General features: G+C 70.8%; 21 protein-coding genes and 2 tRNA genes. 9 read left to right on the forward strand and 14 right to left on the reverse strand.

The annotated features are described in order from the left end of the window. Positions 1-16: 16 nt before the first annotated feature. Both GA0070620_RS21990 and GA0070620_RS21995 read right to left on the reverse strand, forming a co-directional pair. On the reverse strand, positions 17-1,438 hold the full coding sequence (locus tag GA0070620_RS21990; protein WP_091593776.1) for a TolB family protein: 1,422 nt from the start codon (positions 1,436-1,438) through the stop codon (positions 17-19). Continuing rightward, positions 1,435-1,947, reverse strand: coding sequence for a SigE family RNA polymerase sigma factor (locus tag GA0070620_RS21995; RefSeq protein ID WP_091593778.1), 513 nt, complete (start codon positions 1,945-1,947; stop codon positions 1,435-1,437). The genes GA0070620_RS21990 and GA0070620_RS21995 overlap by 4 nt, the downstream gene beginning before the upstream one ends. Positions 1,948-2,080: 133 nt before the next feature. Between GA0070620_RS21995 and GA0070620_RS22000 the strand changes: the two genes are divergently transcribed. Together GA0070620_RS22000 and GA0070620_RS22005 are read left to right on the forward strand one after the other, a co-directional pair. Further along, entirely contained in the window at positions 2,081-3,043 is a 963-nt protein-coding gene (locus GA0070620_RS22000) for a phosphotransferase enzyme family protein (protein WP_091593779.1), read from the forward strand. A 37-nt stretch (positions 3,044-3,080) separates the two neighbouring features. Next, complete coding sequence (locus GA0070620_RS22005; RefSeq protein ID WP_091593781.1) at positions 3,081-3,671, forward strand: HAD family hydrolase; 591 nt, start codon at positions 3,081-3,083, stop codon at positions 3,669-3,671. 265 nt (positions 3,672-3,936) lie between these two features. Here the strand turns inward: GA0070620_RS22005 and GA0070620_RS22010 are convergent. The 6 genes from GA0070620_RS22010 to gyrB all read right to left on the reverse strand — a co-directional run bounded on the left by GA0070620_RS22010 (position 3,937) and on the right by gyrB (position 9,912). Further along, positions 3,937-4,012: transfer RNA gene (locus GA0070620_RS22010), tRNA-Ala, on the reverse strand. Between the two features lie 44 nt (positions 4,013-4,056). Beyond that, complete coding sequence (locus tag GA0070620_RS33725; protein WP_231921900.1) at positions 4,057-4,185, reverse strand: DLW-39 family protein; 129 nt, start codon at positions 4,183-4,185, stop codon at positions 4,057-4,059. Positions 4,186-4,227: 42 nt separating this feature from the next. Continuing rightward, positions 4,228-4,301, reverse strand: a tRNA-Ile gene (locus tag GA0070620_RS22015). 142 nt (positions 4,302-4,443) lie between these two features. Beyond that, positions 4,444-5,316 (reverse strand): DUF3566 domain-containing protein, encoded by an 873-nt coding sequence (locus GA0070620_RS22020; RefSeq protein ID WP_091593783.1) that lies wholly within the window; start codon positions 5,314-5,316, stop codon positions 4,444-4,446. 4 nt (positions 5,317-5,320) lie between these two features. After that, a complete protein-coding gene (gyrA, locus tag GA0070620_RS22025) occupies positions 5,321-7,840 on the reverse strand; it encodes a DNA gyrase subunit A (RefSeq protein WP_091593784.1) in 2,520 nt (839 codons plus the stop codon). Between the two features lie 128 nt (positions 7,841-7,968). Further along, complete coding sequence (gene gyrB / locus GA0070620_RS22030; RefSeq protein ID WP_091593786.1) at positions 7,969-9,912, reverse strand: DNA topoisomerase (ATP-hydrolyzing) subunit B; 1,944 nt, start codon at positions 9,910-9,912, stop codon at positions 7,969-7,971. A gap of 527 nt (positions 9,913-10,439) precedes the next feature. Here gyrB and GA0070620_RS22035 point away from each other — a divergent pair. Continuing rightward, entirely contained in the window at positions 10,440-11,021 is a 582-nt protein-coding gene (locus GA0070620_RS22035) for a hypothetical protein (RefSeq protein WP_091593788.1), read from the forward strand. On the opposite strand, the gene GA0070620_RS22040 is transcribed toward GA0070620_RS22035, so the two are convergent. After that, positions 11,018-11,548 carry a MarR family winged helix-turn-helix transcriptional regulator gene (locus tag GA0070620_RS22040; RefSeq protein ID WP_091593790.1) on the reverse strand — a complete coding sequence of 177 codons (531 nt, stop codon included), beginning with the start codon at positions 11,546-11,548 and terminating at the stop codon, positions 11,018-11,020. The two genes, GA0070620_RS22035 and GA0070620_RS22040, sit on opposite strands and share 4 nt — an antisense overlap. 105 nt (positions 11,549-11,653) lie before the next feature. Between GA0070620_RS22040 and GA0070620_RS22045 the strand changes: the two genes are divergently transcribed. Next, on the forward strand, positions 11,654-11,881 hold the full coding sequence (locus tag GA0070620_RS22045; protein ID WP_091593792.1) for a hypothetical protein: 228 nt from the start codon (positions 11,654-11,656) through the stop codon (positions 11,879-11,881). An 87-nt stretch (positions 11,882-11,968) separates the two neighbouring features. Here GA0070620_RS22045 and GA0070620_RS22050 read toward each other — a convergent pair whose 3' ends face one another. The 5 genes from GA0070620_RS22050 to dnaA all read right to left on the reverse strand — a co-directional run bounded on the left by GA0070620_RS22050 (position 11,969) and on the right by dnaA (position 18,425). Beyond that, positions 11,969-12,616, reverse strand: a complete 648-nt coding sequence (locus tag GA0070620_RS22050; protein WP_091593794.1) for a DUF721 domain-containing protein — start codon at positions 12,614-12,616, stop codon at positions 11,969-11,971. Further along, a complete protein-coding gene (gene recF / locus GA0070620_RS22055; RefSeq protein WP_091593796.1) occupies positions 12,606-13,739 on the reverse strand; it encodes a DNA replication/repair protein RecF in 1,134 nt (377 codons plus the stop codon). The genes GA0070620_RS22050 and recF overlap by 11 nt, the downstream gene beginning before the upstream one ends. A 16-nt stretch (positions 13,740-13,755) precedes the next feature. Further along, positions 13,756-14,628, reverse strand: a complete 873-nt coding sequence (gnd, locus tag GA0070620_RS22060) for a phosphogluconate dehydrogenase (NAD(+)-dependent, decarboxylating) (protein ID WP_091593798.1) — start codon at positions 14,626-14,628, stop codon at positions 13,756-13,758. Between the two features lie 39 nt (positions 14,629-14,667). Further along, on the reverse strand, positions 14,668-15,801 hold the full coding sequence (gene dnaN, locus GA0070620_RS22065; protein ID WP_091593800.1) for a DNA polymerase III subunit beta: 1,134 nt from the start codon (positions 15,799-15,801) through the stop codon (positions 14,668-14,670). 806 nt (positions 15,802-16,607) lie between these two features. Then, the gene (dnaA, locus tag GA0070620_RS22070; RefSeq protein WP_091593803.1) at positions 16,608-18,425 is read right to left on the reverse strand and encodes a chromosomal replication initiator protein DnaA; all 1,818 of its coding nucleotides are present in this window, start codon (positions 18,423-18,425) and stop codon (positions 16,608-16,610) included. A gap of 629 nt (positions 18,426-19,054) precedes the next feature. On the opposite strand from dnaA, the gene rpmH reads away from it, so the two are divergent. The 5 genes from rpmH to GA0070620_RS22095 all read left to right on the forward strand — a co-directional run bounded on the left by rpmH (position 19,055) and on the right by GA0070620_RS22095 (position 21,734). Further along, positions 19,055-19,192, forward strand: a complete 138-nt coding sequence (gene rpmH, locus GA0070620_RS22075) for a 50S ribosomal protein L34 (RefSeq protein WP_091593805.1) — start codon at positions 19,055-19,057, stop codon at positions 19,190-19,192. Between the two features lie 36 nt (positions 19,193-19,228). Next, complete coding sequence (rnpA, locus tag GA0070620_RS22080; RefSeq protein ID WP_091593806.1) at positions 19,229-19,672, forward strand: ribonuclease P protein component; 444 nt, start codon at positions 19,229-19,231, stop codon at positions 19,670-19,672. Between the two features lie 13 nt (positions 19,673-19,685). Continuing rightward, positions 19,686-19,925 carry a membrane protein insertion efficiency factor YidD gene (yidD, locus tag GA0070620_RS22085; protein WP_231921902.1) on the forward strand — a complete coding sequence of 80 codons (240 nt, stop codon included), beginning with the start codon at positions 19,686-19,688 and terminating at the stop codon, positions 19,923-19,925. A gap of 3 nt (positions 19,926-19,928) precedes the next feature. Beyond that, positions 19,929-20,915 carry a membrane protein insertase YidC gene (gene yidC, locus GA0070620_RS22090; RefSeq protein WP_091593809.1) on the forward strand — a complete coding sequence of 329 codons (987 nt, stop codon included), beginning with the start codon at positions 19,929-19,931 and terminating at the stop codon, positions 20,913-20,915. Positions 20,916-21,128: 213 nt separating this feature from the next. Beyond that, entirely contained in the window at positions 21,129-21,734 is a 606-nt protein-coding gene (locus GA0070620_RS22095) for a Jag family protein (RefSeq protein WP_377520668.1), read from the forward strand. The last annotated feature ends 55 nt before the right edge of the window (positions 21,735-21,789 follow it).

Genomic DNA, 21,789 nt, shown 5'->3' on the forward strand with positions numbered 1-21,789 from the left:
GTTGGTGCCGGTCCTCCTACCCCGGCGCGACCCGCCCATGCGCCCGACGCCGTCGACGTCGGGCGACGACGCGCCAGCCGGTGATCAGCGCCACCAGCCCGGCCAGACCCACCAGGAGCTGCCCGAGCGGCCACCAGAGGGCGAGCAGCCACCGCACCGCCCCCTCCGGCCAGGTGGGTGACGGCCCACCGAAGCTGTCCAGCAGGTCGGCCGGGACGTCCACGAAGAGCGCGCTGGACGGCAACGCGACCAGTTCCCGCCGGGAACCGTCCACCCGGAACTCCCGCAGCTCGACCGCGCCGACCTGCGTCCAGCCGGTCTCCGACCAGAGCTGGTCGTCCGGGCTCTTGGTCAGCCCCGCCTCCGGCTGGTACTCGGCGACGACGGCGTCACCGTCGCGCTGCCAGCCGAGGAGTCGGGCGGCCAGCCCGTGCGCGGGAGGCAGCGCCGGGCCCACCGCCGGTGCCCCCGTGCGTACGTACCGGTAGCTGATCTGGATCGCCCGCCGCGCCAGGCGTTGCTCGTCGCAGCTGCCGCCATCCTCGCAGTCGCCCATCGACCACAGGGCGATCCGCTCGCCGTCGGGCAGCCAGGCACCGGGCCCGGCGAGCCGGTCCCGGGCGGTGAGGGCGGTGAGCGTACGGCTCGTGCCCGAGGCCAGGTCGATGATGTGCAGTGCCTCGGTCGTCGCCACGGCGAGCCGTGACCCGTCCGGGGAGAAGGCGGCGAGGTTGCCGGGGTGGGCGGTCCCGTCGATCGGGGGCAGTTGGCGTACCGCCCCGGTGGTCGTGTCGAGCAGGCTCAGCCGACCCAGCCGTCCGTCGATCGTCTGCGCCATGACCAGCAACGACCATCCGCCCGGGGCCCAGGCCACCGGCAGCCCACCCGTGTACTGCCGCATCTGCCCGGTGGTCAGGTCGAGGATCGCCGTCTGCCCGACCGGGTCGTCGGGCCACTGACTGCCCTCCAGCCACGGTTGGGCGGCCAGCCGGCGACCGTCCGGTGAGAGGAGCAGGTCCCCCGTCCCCGCGGTGGTCTCCCCGACCGTACGCGCCAGCCGGTAGCTGCCGTCGCGCCCGACCAGCAGGCTGCGCCCCTCCCAGCCCCAGATGTCGCTGCCGCGTAGCTCCTTGTCGCCGGCCACCACCAGGGCGGCCGGGCCCGGCGGGTCCTCGACGACGGTCGCCTCCCCGGTCAGCGGCGGATACACCCGCGACGGGACCACCGGCCGGTCCGCGGCGGGCGCGAACCCGCCGTCGGGCAGCGTGGTCGCCAGCAGCGGTACGCCGGTCAGCGCCACCACGGCCGCCACCAGCGCCGCCCCGGCACGCCGCCGTCGCCGCCTCCGACCGAGTCGCCAGGTGTCCGGTGAGATCCGTGGTGGCTGGGACTCCTCGGCCAACCGGTGCAGTGCCTCCCTCAGCAACTGGTCGCTCACGACCGCACCTCCAGCAGGTCCACCAGTTCCGGAGCGAGGACGCGCAGCCGCGCCAACCCGTCGCGCAACTGGCTCTTCACCGTCCCCACGCGACAGCCGAGGGTGTCGGCGATCTGCGCGTCGCTCAGGTCGGCGAAGTAGCGCAGCACGATCGCGGCCCGCTGGCGGGGCGCGAGCCGACCCAACGCGGCTCGGACCGCGAGCGTCACGGCGACGGCGTCCGCCGCGTCCGGCACCGGCTGGTCGTTGACGTCCAGCGGGGCCTCCGGCACCTGCCGGGTCCGCCGCCGCCACCAGGAGACGTGCTGGTGGTAGAGGGCCCGACGCACGTACGCATCGGGGTCGCCGTCGGCCACCACCCGCCTCCACCGGCCGGCGACCCGCAGCAGCGTCTGCTGGACCAGATCCTCGGCGAGGTGATGGTCGCCGGTGAGCAGATAGGCGTGCCGAGACAGACCCGGGCCACGAGCCTGCACGTACGCCTCGAACGACTGCCGGTCGGCATCCACTCAGCACCTCCTGCACTACCTTCACGCCCGTACGCCGGTAAGTGGAGGGGTGAGAGCACCGAAATTTCCCCGCCGACTTCTCCGGCGACCAAATCGCCTTGCCTGTCGGAACGCCGGTTGCGAGGCTTCGACCGTGATCGACAAGCCTGACGTCGACGAGCGGTCGCTGGCGACCGAGGTGGCCGCCGCCTGGGGGGTCGACGTCACCGGCCTCGCGTTCCTGCCGCTGGGGCTCGACGGGAACGCCTGGGCGTACCGGGTGGACGCGGCCGGCGGCGAACGCTACTTCCTGAAACTGCGGCGCGGTGACTTCGCCCGGGCGGCCGTCCTGCTGCCCGGCTTCCTCCGCGCTCAGGGCGTACGCCAGGTCGTGGCGCCGATCGACCTGCCCGACGGTGGAGCCAGCCGGCCCTTCGGGGACCACCGGCTGCTGCTTTACCCGTTCCACGACGGCGGCAGCCTGTGGGGCCGCGGCCTCACCGACCGCCAGTGGGTCGAGTACGGCGAGTTCCTGGGCCGGCTGCACGCGGTCACCCCGACCGCCGACCTCGCCGCGGTCCTGCCGGTGGAGACCTACCGGTCGAGCGCGGGCGAACGGCTGCGCGCCCTCGGTGAGCAGGCCGCGACGAGCGAGGTCCTCGGCGACTTCTGGGACCGGTACGCCGCCGTGCTGCGCCGACTGTCGGCACGGGTCGACGACCTCGCCGCCCGGCTGACCCGCGGCCAGCACGTCATCTGCCACGCCGACGTCCACCCCGGCAACCTGATCGCCGACGGCGACGGTCCGCTGCACGTGGTGGACTGGGACGCGCCGATCCTCGCGCCGCGCGAGCGGGACCTGATGTTCGTCTACAGCGGGGACTTCGGCGACCACCCGATCAACGCGCACCGCGCGGCGCTCTTCCGCCGGGGCTACGGACCCCTGGAGCCGGACCGGACGATGCTGGGCTACTACCGGAGCGAGCGGCAACTCGACGACGTGACCGCGTTCCTGGACAGCATCCTGAACGCCGAGGCCAGTCCAGAGTCCCAGGCCAACGACCTGCACTGGCTGACCCACGTCGCCGAGACCGTCGCCGCGGAGGACGACCGGTGAACGAGGACGAGAGCCTCCGCCGCTATAGGCTCGACCGGTGACGCTGCCCCTTCCCCCCGGCGACTTCCAGGCGTACCTCTTCGACTGCGACGGCACCATCGCCGACTCCATGCCCCTGCACTACGTGGCCTGGGAGCGGGCGCTGGCGGAGTGGGAATGCACCCTTCCGGAGGACCTGTTCTACGCCTGGGGTGGCCGCCCGGTCGCGGACATCATCGTCGACCTCAACGAGCAGCAGGGGCTGACCATGCCGGTCGAGGTCGTCGCCCGCCGCCGGGAGGACATCTACCAGCAGCTCCTGCCGCAGCTCAGCGCCGTCCCCGACGTCCTCCGGCACATCCACGACGCCCACGGACGGCTCCCCATCGCCGTCGTCTCCGGCAGCACCCGGGAATCCGTCACCGCCTCGCTGCGCACCCTCGACCTGCTGGAGAAGTTCGACGTGCTCGTCTGCGCCGGTGACTACGCGCGGGCCAAGCCCGACCCAGAGGCCTTCCTGCTCGCCGCGAAGCTGCTCGACGTCCCGCCGCAGTCCTGCCTCGTCTTCGAGGACACCGACTTCGGCATCCAGGCCGCCACGGCCGCCGGCATGGCAGCCGTACGCGTCCCGCAGCCCCGGCAGCGCTGACAAACGGCGAGCACCGCACAGCAGTCAGGACTGCCAGGATGGGCCGCACGTCTGCCGACCTCGACCACTCATCCCGGCCCACCGCACAGGCTCTGGCCAACGACTACGACAGCTTCGCCGAGGCGTACGCCATCGAGACCGAGTCCAACCTCATCAACGGCGCGGGCTCGTCAGGCTGCCTCGGCCATCGATCGGGTGCTGGGCGAGGAGGGTACGGCGTGACCGCTTGGCTGTACTCGGACCCGAGATCAACCAAAGGAAGTGCTGGTGGAGCCCAGGGGACTTGAACCCCTAACCCCTGCCTTGCAAAGGCAGTGCTCTGCCAGTTGAGCTAGGGCCCCGAGGGCGGCGGCGCCGCCTGGTCAGTGTCGGTGAGGCGAGAGCCTCAGCGCAGGTCGGGGGCGGTGGTCGCCTCGTGCCACAGGGCGCGCTCGTCGTTGGAAGCCTTGACCTTCTTGGCCACGATCGCGGCCACACCGACGACGCCGGCGAGAATCAGAAGCTTCTTGAACATGGGGCGACCCCTTGCGCTCGGCTGCCGTCGGACGACGTGCGGTGGGGCTAGCTGGAATCGAACCAGCGACCTCAGAGTTATCAGCTCTGCGCTCTAACCGACTGAGCTATAGCCCCGCGTTGCGACGAGCAAGGTTAACCCATCCCCGTGGGCCGCCCCAAATCGGGGGTCGGACCGCGCGCCGCCGTCGTTTGCGAACCTACCGGAACGCGGAACGCCGGGGCGACCGCTTTCGCGGCGCCCCGGCGTCCGGTGGTGTCAGTCCCGCTCGGCGAGGGTCAGTTCGATCCCGCCGACCAGGTCGGCGCAGACGTTGTAGACGAACGCTCCGAGGGTGGCCAGCGCGGTGAACAGCACGACGTTGACCAGGCCGATCAGCGCCGAGCTGAGGATCACGCCCTTGGCCGTGATCTGGAAGCCGTCGGTGCTCTGCCCACCGCCCGCGTTCACCAGGTCGGTGAGGCTGTCGTTGACGCTCTGGAACACGCCCATGGCGTCCAGGGCCAGGTAGAGCACGGACGTGGCGACCACCACGACGATGAAGAGCACCACCGACACGGCGAATGCGAACTTCATCACGGACCAGGGGTCGATCCGCTTGAGGTTCAGCCGGGCCCGGCGCGGTCCGCGCGACGCGGCCGAGCTGACCGACGTACGCGCGGCGCGTACCGCGTCACCCACCCGTGCGGCCCCGACGGCGGCCGCGTTGCCGATGCCCGGCGGCAGTCCACCGCCGTTGGGCGTCCGGCCGGCGCCGGCCTGCGGCGCGCCCGCGGCACCCACCCGGGGCTGTGTGCCGGTCGCACCGCTCGACGCGCCGGCACGGACCGGGATCTGCTGCGTGGCGTTCGGGCTGGAGCCCGCCCCGCCCTTGGCGGCGCCGGCGGTGGTCGCCTTGGCCGGCGCCACCGCCTCGGTCTTCTCACCGGAGCCCGCGTCGTCGCTCGGTGTCTCCGGCGGTGGCGTCATCCCGGGAGCCCGGGTGAATTTCGGGGCAGGCGCGTCGGCGGGGACGGTCGCCCGGCCCACGGCGGCGCGGCCGCTGGCCGCCGTGCCGCCCGAGGCGGCCTCCTCGTCGACCGGGTTGGCCGAGGTCCCCGTGTTCCCCGACTTCGCCTGTGTCTCCGTCATTCAACTAGTCCTGTTCGTCAGGCTCGTCGGCATTGCGAGCAATCGCCACGATAGTCACGCCGTCCGGGAGGTCCATCAACTTGACCCCCATTGTGTTCCGGTCACGCGTACGGCGTACAGGCTTCACCGGAGTCCGGATGACACCACCGTTGCTCGTGATCGCGAACAGCTCGTCGTCCGGGTCGATCACCACCGCACCGACCAGACCACCGCGTCGCTCGGTGATCTTCGCAGTCAGCACGCCTTTACCTCCCCGGCCCTGGACCGGGTATTCCTCGATGGGGGTGCGTTTCGCGTATCCCCCGTTCGTGGCCACGAGGACGTCCATTCCGGGCCGGACGACCTCCATCGCCAGCAGGACGTCGTCCTCGGCGAAGCGCATGCCGATCACGCCCGAGGTGGCGCGACCCATCGGCCGCAGTGCCTCGTCGGTGGCGTTGAACCGGATCGCCTGGGCGTTCTTCGAGACGAGCAGCAGGTCGTCCTCCGGCCCGACCAGGGCAGCACCGACCAGCTCGTCCTCATCGCGCAGGTTGATCGCGATGATGCCGCCGGAACGGTTGGAGTCGAACTCCTCGAGGCGCGTCTTCTTCACCAGGCCGTTCTTCGTGGCCAGTACCAGGTAGGGGGCCACCTGGTAGTTCGGGATCTCGATGATCTGTGCGATCTGCTCGTCCGGTTGGAACGCGAGCAGATTGGCCACGTGCTGGCCCTTGGCCACCCTACTGGCTTCGGGAAGTTCGTACGCCTTGGCCCGGTACACGCGGCCCTTGTTCGTGAAGAACAGGATCCAGTCGTGCGTGGAGCATACGAAGAAGTGGCTGACGATGTCGTCCTGCCGCAGCGAGGCGCCGCTGACGCCCTTCCCGCCGCGCCGCTGCGAGCGGTACAGGTCGACCTTCGTCCGCTTGGCGTAACCCGTCCGGGTGATCGTCACCACGACGTCCTCGCGGGCGATGAGGTCCTCCATCGAGACCTCGCCGTCGAAGGGCACGATCTGCGTACGCCGATCGTCGCCCCACTTCGCGACGATCTCACCGAGCTCGTCCGAGACGATCTTCCGCTGCCGCTCGGGCTTCGCGAGGATGTCCTTGAGGTCGGCGATCTCCAGCTCCAGCTTGGCCAGGTCGTCGAGGATCCGCTGCCGCTCCAGCGCGGCGAGCCGGCGCAGCTGCATGTCCAGGATCGCGGTGGCCTGGATCTCGTCGATCTCCAGCAGCCGGATCAGGCCCTGGCGGGCGTCCTCGACCGTGGGCGAGCGACGGATGAGGGCGATCACCTCGTCGAGGGCGTCGAGCGCCTTCGACAGACCGCGCAGGATGTGCGCCCGCTCCTCGGCCTTGCGTAGCCGGAACGCGGTGCGCCGGCGGATGACCTCGACCTGGTGGTCGACGTAGTAGCGGATGAACTGCGCCAGGTTGAGCGTGCGCGGCACCCCGTCGACCAGCGCCAGCATGTTGGCGCCGAAGGTCTCCTGGAGCTGCGTGTGCTTGTAGAGGTTGTTGAGCACCACCTTGGCGACCGCGTCGCGCTTGAGCACGAGCACGATCCGCATACCCGTACGCCCGGAGGACTCGTCGCGGATGTCGGCGATGCCGCCGAGCTTGCCCTCCTTGATCAGCTCGGCGATGCGCTCGGCCAGGTTGTCCGGGTTGACCTGGTAGGGCAGCTCGCTGACGACCAGCGCGGGACGGCCGCGCTTGTCCTCCTCGACCTCCACCACGGCCCGCATCCGGATCGAGCCCCGGCCGGTGCGGTACGCGTCCTGAATCGCCTGGGTGCCGACGATCAGGCCGTGGGTCGGGAAGTCCGGGCCCTTGACGATCTCCAGCAGTGCCTCGAGGGTGGTCGCCTCGTCGGCCTCCGGATTCTCCAGGCACCACTGCACCGCCGCGCCGATCTCGCGCAGGTTGTGCGGCGGGATCTTGGTGGCCATGCCGACCGCGATGCCCTCGGAGCCGTTGACCAGCAGGTTGGGGATCCGCGACGGCAGGATGGTGGGCTCCTTGGCCCGGCCGTCGTAGTTGTCCTGGAGGTCGACGGTGTCCTCGTCGATGTCCCGCAGCATCTCCATGGCCAACGGGTCGAGCTTGCACTCGGTGTACCGCATGGCCGCGGCCGGGTCGTTACCCGGCGAGCCGAAGTTGCCGTTGCCGTCGACCAGCGGGTAGCGCAGCGACCAGGGCTGCGCCATGCGGACCAGCGCGTCGTAGATGGCCGAGTCGCCGTGCGGGTGGAACTGACCCATCACGTCGCCGACGACGCGGGAGCACTTCACGTAGCCCCGGTCCGGCCGGTAGCCGGAGTCGAACATCGCGTAGAGGATCTTGCGGTGGACCGGCTTGAGCCCGTCCCGGACGTCCGGCAGCGCCCGCCCGACGATGACGCTCATCGCGTAGTCGAGGTAGGAGCGCTGCATCTCCACCTCGAGCCCGACCGGTTCGATCCGGTCGTGCGCGACCACGGCGCCGGCGGTCTCGGGGACCTCGGGCTCGTTCGGTGTGGACTCGGGGGAATCGGTCACTGTTTACCCTTATCAGACTCAGAGTCGTTTTCGTGCTGTGGATAACCGCTGTGGATAGCGGCCAAGCTGTGGATAACTCTGTGGATCGGCGGGTCGGTCGGTGTGCCCGGCCGACCCGCCGCCGACCGTCAGATGTCCAGGAAGCGGACGTCCTTTGCGTTGCGCTGGATGAACGACCGGCGCGCCTCGACGTCCTCACCCATCAGAACGCTGAACAACTCGTCCGCGGTTGCCGCGTCGTCGAGAGTGACCTGCCGGAGCGTGCGGGTCGCCGGGTTCATCGTGGTCTCCCACAGCTCGGGATAGTTCATCTCACCGAGACCCTTGAACCGCTGGATGTCGTCCGGCTTGGCGTTCGGCTTCTTCTGCTGGCGCAGCGCGATCAGCCCGTCGCGCTCCCGGTCGGAGTACGCGTACTGCGCGTCGTCGCCCTTCTTGTTCCACTTGATCTTGTAGAGCGGCGGGGCGGCCAGGTAGACGTGCCCCAGCTCGACCAGCGGACGCATGAAGCGGAACAGCAGGGTGAGCAGCAGCGTCTGGATGTGCTGGCCGTCGACGTCCGCGTCGGCCATCAGCACGATCTTGTGGTAGCGCAGCTTCTCGATGTCGAAGTCGTCGTGGATGCCGGTGCCCAGCGCGGTGATGAGCGCCTGGACCTCGTTGTTCTTCAGCACCCGGTCGATCCGGGCCTTCTCCACGTTGAGGATCTTGCCGCGGATCGGCAGGATCGCCTGCGTACGCGGGTCGCGCCCCTGCTTCGCCGAGCCACCCGCCGAGTCACCCTCGACGATGAAGACCTCGGACTCCCGCGGGTCGGTCGACTGGCAGTCGGCCAGCTTGCCCGGCATCGAGCCGGACTCCAGCAGCGACTTGCGCCGGGCCAGCTTGCGCGCCTGCTGCGCGGCGATCCGGGCCCGGGCCGCCTGGGAGGCCTTCTGGATAATCGTCTTGGCCTCGGCCGGGTTGCGGTCGAACCAGTCCACCAGCCACTCGTTGCAGACGCGCTGCACGAAGCTCTTCACCGGGGTGTTGCCGAGCTTCGTCTTGGTCTGACCCTCGAACTGCGGGTTGGCCAGCTTCACCGAGATGATCGCCGCCAGGCCCTCGCGGATGTCCTCGCCGGAGAGCTTCTCGTCGCCCTTGAGCAGCTTCTTCTCGGTGCCGTACCGGTTGACCACGCTGGTCAGCGCCGCGCGGAAGCCCTCCTCGTGGGTGCCGCCCTCGTGGGTGTTGATCGTGTTGGCGAAGGTGTAGACCGACTCACCGTACGACTCGTTCCACTGCATGGCGATCTCGACCGACATGCCCTCCTCCTCGGCTCCGAACTCGACCACCGTGCGGTGGATCGGGTTCTTCGACGCGTTGAGGTGCCGGACGAAGTCGGCGATGCCGCCCTTGTAGAGGAAGGTCACCTCACGCGGCTTGCCCTCCTCGTCCGCCGAGCGCTCGTCGAGCAGGTGGATGGTGAGGCCGCGGTTGAGGAAGGCCATCTCCTGGAGGCGCCGGTAGATGGTCTGGAAGTCGAAGTCGACGGTCTCGAAGACCGCCGCGTCCGGCCAGAACGACACCGCGGAGCCGCTGCGCTCGGTCGGCTCGCCCTTCTCCAACGGGCCGGGCTTGGAGTTGGTGTAGCTCTGCCGCCAGTAGAAGCCGTCCTTCTGGATCTCCACGGCCATCTTCGTGGAGAGCGCGTTCACCACCGAGACGCCGACGCCGTGCAGACCGCCGGAGACCGCGTACGCCTTGCCGTCGAACTTGCCGCCGGCGTGCAGCACGGTCAGTGCCACCTCGACACCGGGCTTCTTCAGCTTCGGGTGCAGGTCGACCGGGAAGCCACGGCCGTTGTCGGTGACCCGGACCCCGCCGTCGGCCAGCAGCACCACGTCGATGGTGTCGCAGTAACCGGCCAGCGCCTCGTCCACGGCGTTGTCGACGACCTCCCACACGAGGTGGTGCAGACCACGCTCGCCGGTCGACCCGATGTACATACCGGGCCGCTTGCGGACCGCCTCCAACCCCTCGAGAACGGTGATCGACTCTGCGCCGTACTGCTGATTTTCCTGCGCTGACACCCTCGGCCACTTTCTCGCGCCGTGACACGCCGCAAGGGCGCGTCGGGCGCGGGTTCGGCGGACAGGACGCGACGTAGGCACGCGGACCGGACCGGACGAATCCGGACACGGGTCGGTACGCGCCGTTCGCCGCGGTTGCCCGCGGATCGCGATCGGCTCGACCCGACGTGGACAATGATCACGGGCCCTCTGGGGGCCCGGGTCCGTCGCTCCGCACCGGGTCTTCGTCTCTCCGTCAATCTTACTGTGCGCCAGCGGTAGAACCGCCACTCGGCACCCTCGCAAAGGGGCTGAGATCTCCGTAGCGGGCCGAACCGCGCCTCCCGCGACTCCCCCTACACGCCAGCCTCGGATCGGGGTCGGCGCCGCCCGACGGGAGCACCCGCTGCCGGGCGGGTCGGGGGTTCCGGACAGACCGGCCGTGCCGTACGTTTGCGGCGGTCGCGAAGCCGGCTTGATCTTTGCCCACCGGAACCGGACGATCGACTCGATCGTCCTCCACACGCGCTCTTAAGAGGTGACCCCAGATGGGGCTGGACAACGTCGCGGTGCACTGGCCGCGTACCGGCCGCTTCTACGATCCGGTCGCACCGGCCGAGTTCGTCGACTTCGGCGAGATCGTCGACATGCCGCGGATCTCCGCGCCCACAGCCGCGTTGGCCGAGTTGATCGCGAAGACAGGGACAGTGCGCGCGACCGCGTACACCGAACTGGTGGACCTCCTGCTCGGCTTGGAGGGTGTGCTCTACGCCACGGACGCCGCGGCGGAGGACGAGGATCCGGTGATCGATCCGGACGGCTGCGCCTGGATCGCCGACGGCATCGAGCGGTTCGTGGCCGGCCACCGGCCGCACGGCGAGGCGGTGACGTTCGAGTCGGTGAGCGCCGTGCTGCGGTCGTTGCTCGGTGACGGGCGCCTGGCCGAGCAGCAGCTGCGCTGGCTGGACAGTCGCCTGGACGCCCTGCGCGACGAGAGCGGCGAACCACCGCAGTGGGACTTCACCTGCGCCGAACTCGGCGTGCTCGCCGCCTTCTACCGACGGTGCGCCGACCGCGGCTTCGCCGTGTACGCGGAGTCCGAGGCCCCCCGCCGCGCCACCCAGCCCTAGTCGGGCTCATCGACCGCCGCGCCGCCGGGACTCGGGGGCGCGGCATCCCCGGCGCCCGAGTCGGCGGCGCCGGGGCTCGTGGCACCGTTCGCGGCCGCGATCACCTGGGTGAGCGCCGAGTGCAGCCGCCGCAGGTCGTCGACGGGCAGCCCGAGCCGCGCCACGATAGCCGGCGGAATCTCCTCGGCACGGGCGCGCAGGGCCTGGCCGCTGGCGGTCAGCGTGACGGCGAGGCTGCGCTCGTCGGCCGGGTCCCGCCGGCGCCGGACGTAGCCGTTGACCTCCAACCGCTTGAGCAACGGTGACAGCGTCCCCGGGTCGAGCTGGAGCAGCCGGCTCAGGTCGCGTACGGACAGCGGCGCGTGCTGCCACAGCGCGAGCATCACCAGATACTGCGGATGGGTCAGGCCCATCGGCTCCAGCAGTGGCCGGTAGACCGCGACGACGCTGCGCGCGGCGACCGACAGCGCGAAGCAGACCTGCTCCTCCAGCGCCAGCGGATCGACGTCGTCGATCTGGTCACGCATTCCCGACCTCCTCGTCCGGTGTTATCGTACCCATTATTGGTGCACCAACGATTGGGCTACCAATCGTTGGTCGACTTGGTAGCGGTCCCGAGCGGAGGTCACGGCATGAGCGAGGACGCGAAGGAGAGCAGGAGCGCCGGTGAGGGCGGCCGGTTCCTGCGGTTCGCGTACAAGTACCTGGCCGGACCGGCCGAGGGCGTGTCGAACGCCGTCTACGGGGGCTCGACCGAGGCCCGCGAGGGATGGAAGCGCGACCTGGAGAACCGCAAGCGCTACAGCCGCGAGCAGCGGGAGCGCAGGCGCGCCGAGCGCGAGGCGCGACGCGACGGGTGAGCCGGCTCCTCGGGCCGCCGCATCCCGACGCCAGCACGGAACGCCGGACGCCAGCCGGGAACGGCCCGACCCCGGCGCCGAGCGGGCTCAGCCGTACGTGTCGCGGGGGCCGCGTCCCCGTACCCGCCGAGGGCCGCGCGACCACGACGGCGCCGCCGGCCCGTGGATGTGCAGCTTGCGCACCACGTTGTGCCCGACCTCACGGGCGATCTGCTTGAGCAGCGAGCCGGCGAGCAGCCGTAGCTGGGTCGCCCAGGCGGTGGAGCGGGCCTCCACGGTCAGCTCGCCGTTCTCCAACTTCACCGGACGGCTGTGCTGGGCCACCTCCGGCCCGACGACACGCTCCCAGGCGCCGAAGACGGTCGCCTCGGCGGCCGGCTGCTGCCAGCCGCGCGCCTTCACCAGCCGGTTGAGCACCGCGCCGAGCGGCTGAGGATCCCGAGGATCCGGGCCAGGGCCGGAGTAGCCGCGGAGCCGCCGCTCGCCACCGCCCGCACCACCGGTCGTGCCGGTACGCCGCCGACTCTTGGCCGCCGTCTCCCGCCGGGCCTTCGCCGCGTCGAGCACCGCCCGCGCCAGCTCCGGGCCGGAGGCCCCGTCCGGTGCCCCGTCGAGCACCGCGCGCCCCTGCTCCGGGCCGGGTGGTCCGCCAGCCGCCGCCCCGACGTGCTGCGGACCACCGGACGCCGACCCACCGCTCGCTGGCCCGTCCGGGCGCTCCGGATCATTCGACACGGCGTACCGTCCCCTCGCCGACCTCGTAGCGGGCGCCGCGCAGCGCCACCGGGACGTCGTCGTCCACCGCACACGTCACCAGCAGCTGGCTCGCCCCGCCGACCAGCTCGGCCAGCCGCTCCCGACGGCCCGCGTCCAGCTCCGCGAACACATCGTCCAGCACCAGGACCGGTTCGATCCCGTCGGAGCGCAGCAGGTCGTAGCCGGCCAGCCGCAGCGCGAGCGCGAACGACCAGGACTCGCCGTGGCTGGCGTACCCCTTGGCGGGGAGCGGACCGAGGGTGAGGGCCAGTTCGTCGCGGTGCGGCCCGACCAGCGTGGTGCCCCGCTCGATCTCCGCGGATCGCGACTCGGCGAGCGCGGTGGTCAGCGCCTCGGCCAGCACCGCGCGGTCGGTGGTGGGCTCGGCCAGCTCCAGCGACGGCCGGTAGGCGATGCCGGCCGAGCCACGACCGGCGGCGACCGCGTCGTACGCCTTGGTCACGTGCGGTGCGAGCGCCGCGACCAGTTCCAGCCGACCGGCCAGCAGCTCCGCCCCGTGCCGGGCCAGGTGGGTGTCCCAGACGGCCAGCGTGGAGAGGTCACCGCCGCGCGAGCCGCCGGTCTTGCGGGCCAGGTACGCGGTCCGCAACAGCGCGTTGCGCTGCTTCACCACCCGCTCGTAGTCGGCGCGTACGCCGGCGAACCGGGGCTGGCGGCTGACCAACAGGTCGTCCAGGTAGCGACGGCGCTCCGCCGGGTCGCCCCGGACCAGTTCCAGGTCCTCCGGGGCGAAGAGCACCAGTCGCAGCGCACCGAGCACGTCCCGGGCCCGACGGGCCGGGGATCGGCCGAGCCGGGCCCGGTTGGCCTTGCCCGGGACGATCTCCAGCTCGACCAGCAGCTCCCGGCCGTCGTGCACCACCGCGCAGCGGATCACCGCCGCGCCGGCGCCCATCCGCACCAGCGGGGCGTCCGTGGCGACCCGGTGACTGTCCAGGGTCGCCACGTAGCCGATCGCCTCGACCAGGTTGGTCTTGCCGACGCCGTTGGCGCCGATCAGGACGTTCGCCCCCGGCTGGAGGTCCACGCCGACGCGCTCGTACGAACGGAAGTCGACCAGTTCCAGCCGGCGGACGTACACAGGTTGTGGATACCGGTCAGCGCTTGCGGACGGCGTGCCCGCCGAACTGCTGGCGCAGCGCGGCGACGGCCTTCATCGCGGGCGAGTCGTCCTGGCGGGACGCGAACCGGGCGAAGAGGGAGGCGGTGATGACGTTCAGCGGCACGGCGAGCCGGACCGCCTCGTCCACCGTCCAGCGGCCCTCGCCGGTGTCCTCGGTGTAGCCGCTCAGCTCGGCGAGCTCCGGGTCCTCGTCGAGGGCCCGGTCGAGCAGGTCCAGCAGCCAGGAGCGGACCACGGTGCCCTCGCGCCACGACTTGAAGACGCCCGGCACGTTGGTGACCAGCTCGGAGGCGGTGAGCAGCTCGTAGCCCTCGGCGTAGGCGTGCATCAGGCCGTACTCGATGCCGTTGTGCACCATCTTGGCGTAGTGCCCGGCGCCGACCGGCCCGGCGTGCACGAAACCGAACTCGCCCTCCGGCTTCAGCGAGTCGAAGATCGGCATGAGGCGTTCGACGTGCTCCTGGGCACCGCCGACCATCAGCCCGTAGCCGTTCTGCCGGCCCCAGACGCCGCCGGAGACGCCGACGTCGATGTAGCCGATCCCACGGTCGTTCAGCCGCTCCGCCCGGGGGCCGTCGTCGCTGAACCGCGAGTTGCCGCCGTCGATGATGATGTCGCCGGCCTCGAGCACCTCGGCGAGCTGGTCGATCGTGGCGTCGGTGACACCGGCGGGCACCATCACCCACACCGCCCGCGGCGCCTCGAGCTTCTCCGCCAGCTGCGCGAGGGACGTAACGTCGCTCAGCTCCGCATTGTGGTCGAAACCGACCACCTCGTGGCCGGAGGCGCGCAACCGCTCACGCATGTTGCCGCCCATGCGGCCGAGTCCTACCAGGCCGAGCTGCATTGTTCCTACCTTCCGGTGTTGCTGGATGTGCCTGCGCGATCAGCGGGAGACGCGGATCGGCATGATGAGGTACCGGTACCCGGGGATGACCTCGCCATCCTCGCCGGCGGGCGAAATCACCGCGGGCTTGAAAGCGTCGACGAACGAGAGCATCGCGGTCTGGGCACCCAGGTTCGACAGGCCGTCGATCAGGTACTGCGGGTTGAAGCCGATGGTCAGCGCGTCACCGGTGAAGGTGGCCTCCATCGCCTCGCTGGCCCGCGCCTCCTCGGAGCCACCGGCCTCGACCACCAGCCCGTCGGTGCTGAAGCTGAGCAGCACCGGGGTGGTGCGCTCGGCGACGAGTGCGACGCGCTTGACGACCTCGATCAGGGTGCTCACCGAGACCCGGGCCTCGGCGTTGTGGCTGTTCGGGAAGAGCGACCGCACGGGCGGGTAGTTGGCGCCGTCGAGCAGCCGGCTGGTCGTCCGCCGGGTGCCACCCGAGAAGCCGATCATGCCCTCGCCGGCGCCGCCGGCCGCGAGAGCCATCGTGACCTCTCCGCCGAGCGGCCCGAGCGCCTTGGCGGTGTCGTGCAGCGTGCGCGCCGGCACCAGGGCGTTGAGGCTGATGTCGGGGTCGTCCGGGTTCCACTGGATCTCGCGCAGCGCGAGCCGGTAGCGGTCGGTGGCGAGCATCGCGAGCGTGCTGCCGCTCAGCTCGATCCGGACGCCGGTCATCATCGGCAGGGTCTCGTCCCGCCCGGCGGCGACGGCCACCTGGGCGACGGCGGCGGCGAAGGCGGCCGCGTCGACCGTGCCGGCGCTCTCCGGCATCTCGGGCAGGCTCGGGTAGTCCTCGACCGGCATGGTCGGGAGGGTGAACCGGGCGCTGCCGCAGACCAGCTCCAGGTGCGCGCCGACCGCGGCGATGTCCACCGGCTTGGCCGGCAGCGCCTTGGTGATCTCGGCGAGCAGGCGGCCGGAGACGAGGGCCGCGCCGTCGGCGTCGCCCTGCACCTCGACGGTCACCTGGCTGGAGACCTCGTAGTCGAACCCGGAGACCTGCAGGTTGCCGTCGGTGACGCGGAGCATCACACCGGCGAGCACCGGGACCGACGGCCGGTTGGGCAGGCTCTTCGCGGTCCAGGCCACGGCCTCGGCGAGCGCGTCGCGCTCCACTCGGAACTTCATCAATGCCTCCGCGTCGACGTCGACGACAACTCTCTCATGCCGACCGCTGCCTGCCGACCCGCCTGACGGTGCGGGTACCCCTCGCACCTTAGGACGCGTCGGCATCCACTGTGCGCCCGACCCCGCTTGCGGGGTGGGTGCTCACTGCCGTCCCGGCAGCGCTCGGCCCGATCCACAGAAAGTCCAACGGTGATGATTGGTTTTTGTTCTTTCAGAAGAGATAACTCATCGTCTTCATCGCACCTGTGCAAACTGTGGAGAACCGACGTTCGCGCAGGTGAGACACGTTATCCACCGGTGTTCTCGCTGTGGAGAACCGGGGTGCGAACCGGTGTCGCAGTCCACAGGCCCGTCCTGCCGGGAAGTTGTCCACGCTTGTCCACCGGTTGTCCACCGGTTGTCCACGGACTTTCTCCCCAGGCTTGTGGATCGCCCGAACCCTCTTCTTCGTCGTCATCCCCAGAACCTTCAACAGGTCGTCCACACGTCGATCGTCGTCGGTGGATGACGATCGAGTTTTCCCCACCCGTCCACACACCGTCCCCAGGGTTTCTCCACAGGCTGTGGGTAACCGAGCGAGGACGGATGGTAGTTATCCACCGACGGTGGACAACGGGATGTGGACAACGATCGGGGCGGTGGACGGACACGGCCCCGATCCTGGGGGCTCGACCGGCTCGAGGGTCAAGGCCGCGCGGGGTGTGGAGGAACACCAGGGGTGTGGAGAAACACGAACGCCCGGCCGTGGGCACGGCCGGGCGGCACCGGTACGACGTCCGTCGGTCACCCGACGGCGGGCGTACGCCTCAGGTGGTCTGCTTGATCCGGTTGGTCAGCTCGGCGATCTGGTTGTAGAGCGACCGGCGCTCGGCCATCTGCTGCCGGATCTTCCGGTCGGCGTGCATGACCGTGGTGTGGTCGCGGCCGCCGAACGCCTGCCCGATGCGGGGCAGGGAGAGGTCGGTCAGCTCCCGGCACAGGTACATCGCCACCTGGCGGGCGTTGACGAGGACACGCGAGCGCGAGTGGCCGCGAAGGTCCTCCAGGCTCACCCCGAAGTAGTCGGCGGTCGACACCATGATCTGGTCCGCGGTGATCTCCGGCCCGGCGCCGTCCGGGATGAAGTCCCGCAGCACCTCCTCGGCCAGCGACAGCTCCACCGTCGAACGGGTGAGGCTGGCGAACGCGGTCACCCGGATCAGGGCGCCCTCCAGTTCGCGAATCGAGTTCGACACCCGCGAGGCGATGAACTCCAGCACGTCCGGCGGGGCGAAGAGGCGCTCCTGGGCGGCCTTCTTCTGCAGGATCGCGATGCGGGTCTCCAGGTCCGGCGGCTGGATGTCGGCGAGCAGCCCCCACTCGAACCGGGTCCGCAGCCGGTCCTCCAGCGTCGCCAGCTGCTTCGGCGAGCGGTCGGACGTGATCACGATCTGCTTGTTCGAGTTGTGCAGGGTGTTGAAGGTGTGGAAGAACTCCTCCTGCGTCCGTTCCCTGTTCTCCAGGAACTGGATGTCGTCGATCAGGAGGATGTCCACGTCGCGGTAGCGCCGCTGGAACGCGCTGGTCTTGTCGTCCCGCAGCGAGTTGATGAAGTCGTTGGTGAACTCCTCGGTCGACACGTACCGCACCGAGCGGGCGTTGCCGAGGGTTGTCGCGTAGTGCCCGATGGCGTGCAACAGGTGGGTCTTGCCCAGCCCCGAGCTGCCGTAGATGAAGAGCGGGTTGTACGCCTTCGCCGGCGACTCGGCGACCGCGACCGACGCGGCGTGCGCGAACCGGTTGGACGAGCCGATGACGAACGTCTCGAACATGTACTTCGGGTTGAGCCGGTTGCCGCCGGTGTCGGCGCCGGGCAGGCGCCGCTCGCCCGGCAGACCCGTCCGGTGATCCGTGCCACCACGGCCGGGCCCGCTGTCCGTACCGCCGTCGCGCGGCAACGCCCGGATGACGTGCTGGTCGCGCGGTGAGCCGGCGTCCTCCCGGTAGCGGGGGTCGAAGCCGCGGGTGTCAGGACCCGGTGGGTTCAGCCGGGCCGCCTGCTCCTCGAAGCCGCGTCGGGCCGCCTGGTCCTCGAAGCCCCGCCGGTCGGCGGGGGGACGGGCAGCCGGGGCCGGCTCGGCGAAGGCGGTGCTGAACAGCGTCTCCTGGGCGTTGCGCCCGGGCTGGACCGGTTCGGGGTGGTGCGCCTCGGTCGCCGGTGGGCTCAGCTCGGCGGCGCGCTCGGGCTGCGGCTGCTCCGGGATCGACACCTCCGGCGCGGCCATGGCCAGGTCGTCGTCGAGCAGGCTCGGCGGGGCGCCCTCGGGGGCCGCCGGCTCGGGGGCGCTGCGGTAGACGGTGCCCGCCGGGCGTCCCGCGGCGTCCTCCGCGACGCGGACGGTGACGGCGACCTGGATCGGCCGGCCCAGCCGCCGGGTGAGCGCCTCGGTGATCGCCGGCCGCAGGCGTGACTCGATGACGTCCCGGGTGAAGGCGTCCGGGACCGAGATCAGGGCAGTGTCCTCGACGATGGCGCGCAGGCGGGTCAGTCGGAGGTAGGCGCGCTGCTGGGCGGAGATGATCTCGTCGGCGAGCTCGTCCGTCGTCGCCGTCCACACCGCGGCAAGGTCGGTCGTACCGGCCACCGTCGTGCCACCCCCTCGCCTCTGCTCCCGGCCGCCGCTGTCTGCCAGCCAGCCGTCCCGGGCCCGCCGCGTGCGCGCGGGTGGTCCATCACCACCCGAACGGCCGACCAGTCATCCACAAGTTATCCACAGCCTGTGTACCGACCGATTGTGGCCGTTCGTCGGACGCGGATGGGACCTGCCCCCTGCCTGAACGGGCGTTGAAGCGGGTACACCGTGCCGAACGATTCACTACCTTGTCCGGTCTTGCCGGTCAGCGACGACCTGACCCCCCGACGCCGACCGCAATCGGGCACGGTAACAGCGTTGTCCCTGCGCCATCAACCGGCGACGCGGGCCGGTCGTTCTCGGCATCAGTGAAAACCGCCGCTTCGGTCTCCGGCGCGTCCGGGTGGGCCTCCGCTGCGACGTTTGACGGTCATTGCCCCCCTGCGTAGGCTGGAGCGGCCGCTCTCTCGCCCTCTGCTAGGGTGATGGGTGCTTGCTGTCCGCGGTCGCATCCCCGCATCGCCGAGGTCCCGCGCCACCGGGCAGCACCGATCGGAGGTCACCGTCGAGGTGGCCTGGACCACCCCACGACCCCGGGCGATCCCATCGCGCGGGGCGCGTACGAAAACGGAGAGCCTGACGTGAGCAAGCGCACCTACCAGCCGAACAACCGCCGGCGCGCGAAGACCCACGGCTTCCGGCTGCGCATGCGCACCCGCGCTGGCCGTGCCATCCTCTCGAACCGCCGCGCCAAGGGTCGCACCACCCTGTCGGCCTGAGGGCCGACCGGGTAGGTCCGGGGGACGTGGGCAGTCGTGCTGGCGGCCGCACAACGACTGCGGCGCAGCACTGACTTCGCCGCAGCGGTCCGCGGTGGCCGTCGCGTCGGCCGTGGCGCCGTCGTGGTCCACCTGACTGTGCCGGTCGTCCCCGACAACGCGACAACGACCTCGCCGGAGCCGGCGCGGCCCACCGATGCGGAGGACACCTCCGCATCGAGCCGCGCCGGCTTCGTCGTGTCCAAGGCCGTCGGGCCCGCCGTGGTCCGCAACCGCGTCCGCCGTCGGCTCCGGCACCTCGTCCGGGAGCGGCTGGCCGGGCTCCCGGCGGGCAGCACCCTCGTCGTCCGTGCCCTGCCGGCGGCCGCCGACGCGTCGTACGCCCGACTCGCCGCCGATCTCGACGCGGCGCTCGTCGCGGCCCGGGCCCCCGCGGGCGACGCCGGTGACCGCCCACGCGGCCGGCTCCCGGCCCCGTAGCGCCGCCGCCCGTGTGCTGATCGGGCCCATCATCGCGTACCGTCGGTGGATAAGTCCGGCACTGCCGGCCCGCTGTCGGTTCTACCCGTCGTGCAGTGCGTACGCCCTCGAGGCGGTGGAACGGCACGGCGCGGTCCGCGGGATCGGCCTGGCGGTCCGGCGGTTGTTGCGCTGCCACCCCTTCCACCCAGGTGGACACGACCCGGTGCCGGAGCCGGGCGGTCACCGCCGTGCCGATCTGACTGGAGCCTGAGAATTGTTCAGTCTGGACTGGATCTACTACGCGATCTCGTGGATCCTGCTGACCTGGCACTCCGCCTGGGACGCCATCGGGGTCCCGGTCGACGCGGTGATCGGCACGAACTTCGCCTGGATCCTGGCCATCATCTTCCTGGTGGTCACCGTCCGGGTGATCCTGTTCCCGGTCTTCGTCAAGCAGATCAAGTCGCAGCGCGCGATGCAGGCGCTGCAGCCCCAGGTCAAGGCCCTTCAGGAGAAGCACAAGGGTGACCGGGAGACGCTCCAGAAAGAGATGATGGAGCTCTACCGGAAGGAAAAGGCCAACCCGCTCATGGGCTGCCTTCCGATGTTCCTCCAGATTCCGGTCTTCCTGGGCCTCTTCCACGTGCTCCGCCGGCTCGACCCGGCCAAGCAGGCCAAGACCCTCTACGGGTGGTCCGTGGAGCAGTTCGACAGCGCCTCCAACGCCAAGCTCTTCACCGCGCCGATCGCCGGCAAGTTCGGCTCGACGGCCGACGAGCTGGCGCGGCTCGGCGCCAACGGCACCACCGTCAAGGTCATCGCCGGCATCCTGGTCCTGGTCATGATGGGCACCACCTACCTGACCAGCCGCCAAATGATCCTCAAGACCGGCTGGGCCGAGGACCCGCAGCAGCGGATGATCCAGCGGCTGATGCTCTACGGCATCCCGCTGTCGCTGCTCGTCTCGGGTGCGATCTTCCCGATCGGTGTGATCATCTACTGGGTCACCAACAACCTCTTCACCCTCGGCCAGCAGCAGTGGGTGCTGCGCAAGTACCCGCCGCCGCCCACCGCCACCAGCAAGGCCACCTCGGGCGCACGGAACCCGGTGCAGCCGGCGAAGACGGGCGGGCTGTTCGGCCGGAGCAAGCCGGCCCCGCAGGCGCCGGCCAAGGCCACCGCGCCGAAGGTCGCCGCCCCGAAGCCGGGCGCGAAGCCGTCCAACCCGAAGAAGGGACGCCCCGCCAAGCGGCAGGGCTGAGCTCAGTCGGGCCGCCGCCGGGAGACCGACGGCGGCCCGTTCCGCACCGTGCAGCCGCCGTACGGCCGGCGCCGGGCGGAACACCCCGCGCGCCGCGCGGCCACGGGCGACACTGGCCCGTACAGACGTGCCCGTGGGCACCGGCGACCTCCCGCCGGCCCCGGGAGACCAGCGGACCCGATGGTCCGGCCGAGCGAGTACGGAGATGACACCGTGACCGACACCAGCATCCCCCGCGCCGACCAGTCCCTGGACGAGGAGGGGACCGCCCCGATCGCGGCGAACGGCGACACCGACGTCGACACCGAGCCTGAGGAGACCGAGGGCGAGGCGGGTCGGGAGAAGAAGGCCCCGGCCGAGAGCGACCTGTTCCGGCAGAGCGAGATCGCCGCCGACTACGTCGAGGGCCTGCTCGACATCCTCGACTACGACGGTGACATCGACGAGCTGGTCTCGGGCGGACGGCCCGTGGTCGAGGTCGTCGGCGGCCGGCTGCAGAGCCTGGTCGGCCAGCGTGGCGCCACCCTGGAGGCGCTCCAGGAGCTGACCCGGCTCGCGGTGTTCCGGCAGACCGGCACCCCCAGCCGGCTGCTGCTCGACGTCGGCGGCTACCGGGCCAACCGGCGCAAGGAGCTCGCCGCGGTGGCCAAGAACGCGGTGGAGAAGGTCAAGGAGTACGGCGAGGCCGTCCGCCTGGAGCCGATGTCCGCCTTCGAACGCAAGTGCGTGCACGACGTCGTCAACGCGATGAGCGGCGTGGAGAGCGAGTCGGAGGGCGTCGAGCCGAACCGGCGAATCGTCGTCCGGCCGGTGGACTGACCGGGTGACCGACGACGACACCACGGCCGGCGCCGTGGCCGGCCCGGGTGACAGC

Origin of the sequence: Micromonospora krabiensis (assembly GCF_900091425.1) — a bacterium.
Classification (GTDB): domain Bacteria; phylum Actinomycetota; class Actinomycetes; order Mycobacteriales; family Micromonosporaceae; genus Micromonospora; species Micromonospora krabiensis.

Bases quoted from the DNA above. Each gene is read 5' to 3' on its own strand.
- GA0070620_RS33725 (WP_231921900.1), bottom strand. From the start codon at position 4,185: ATGTTCAAGAAGCTTCTGATTCTCGCCGGCGTCGTCGGTGTGGCCGCG.
- GA0070620_RS22020 (WP_091593783.1), bottom strand. From the start codon at position 5,316: ATGACGGAGACACAGGCGAAGTCGGGGAACACGGGGACCTCGGCCAAC.
- GA0070620_RS22035 (WP_091593788.1), top strand. From the start codon at position 10,440: ATGGGGCTGGACAACGTCGCGGTGCACTGGCCGCGTACCGGCCGCTTC.
- GA0070620_RS22040 (WP_091593790.1), bottom strand. From the start codon at position 11,548: ATGCGTGACCAGATCGACGACGTCGATCCGCTGGCGCTGGAGGAGCAG.
- GA0070620_RS22045 (WP_091593792.1), top strand. From the start codon at position 11,654: ATGAGCGAGGACGCGAAGGAGAGCAGGAGCGCCGGTGAGGGCGGCCGG.
- gnd (WP_091593798.1), bottom strand. From the start codon at position 14,628: ATGCAGCTCGGCCTGGTAGGACTCGGCCGCATGGGCGGCAACATGCGT.
- dnaN (WP_091593800.1), bottom strand. From the start codon at position 15,801: ATGAAGTTCCGAGTGGAGCGCGACGCGCTCGCCGAGGCCGTGGCCTGG.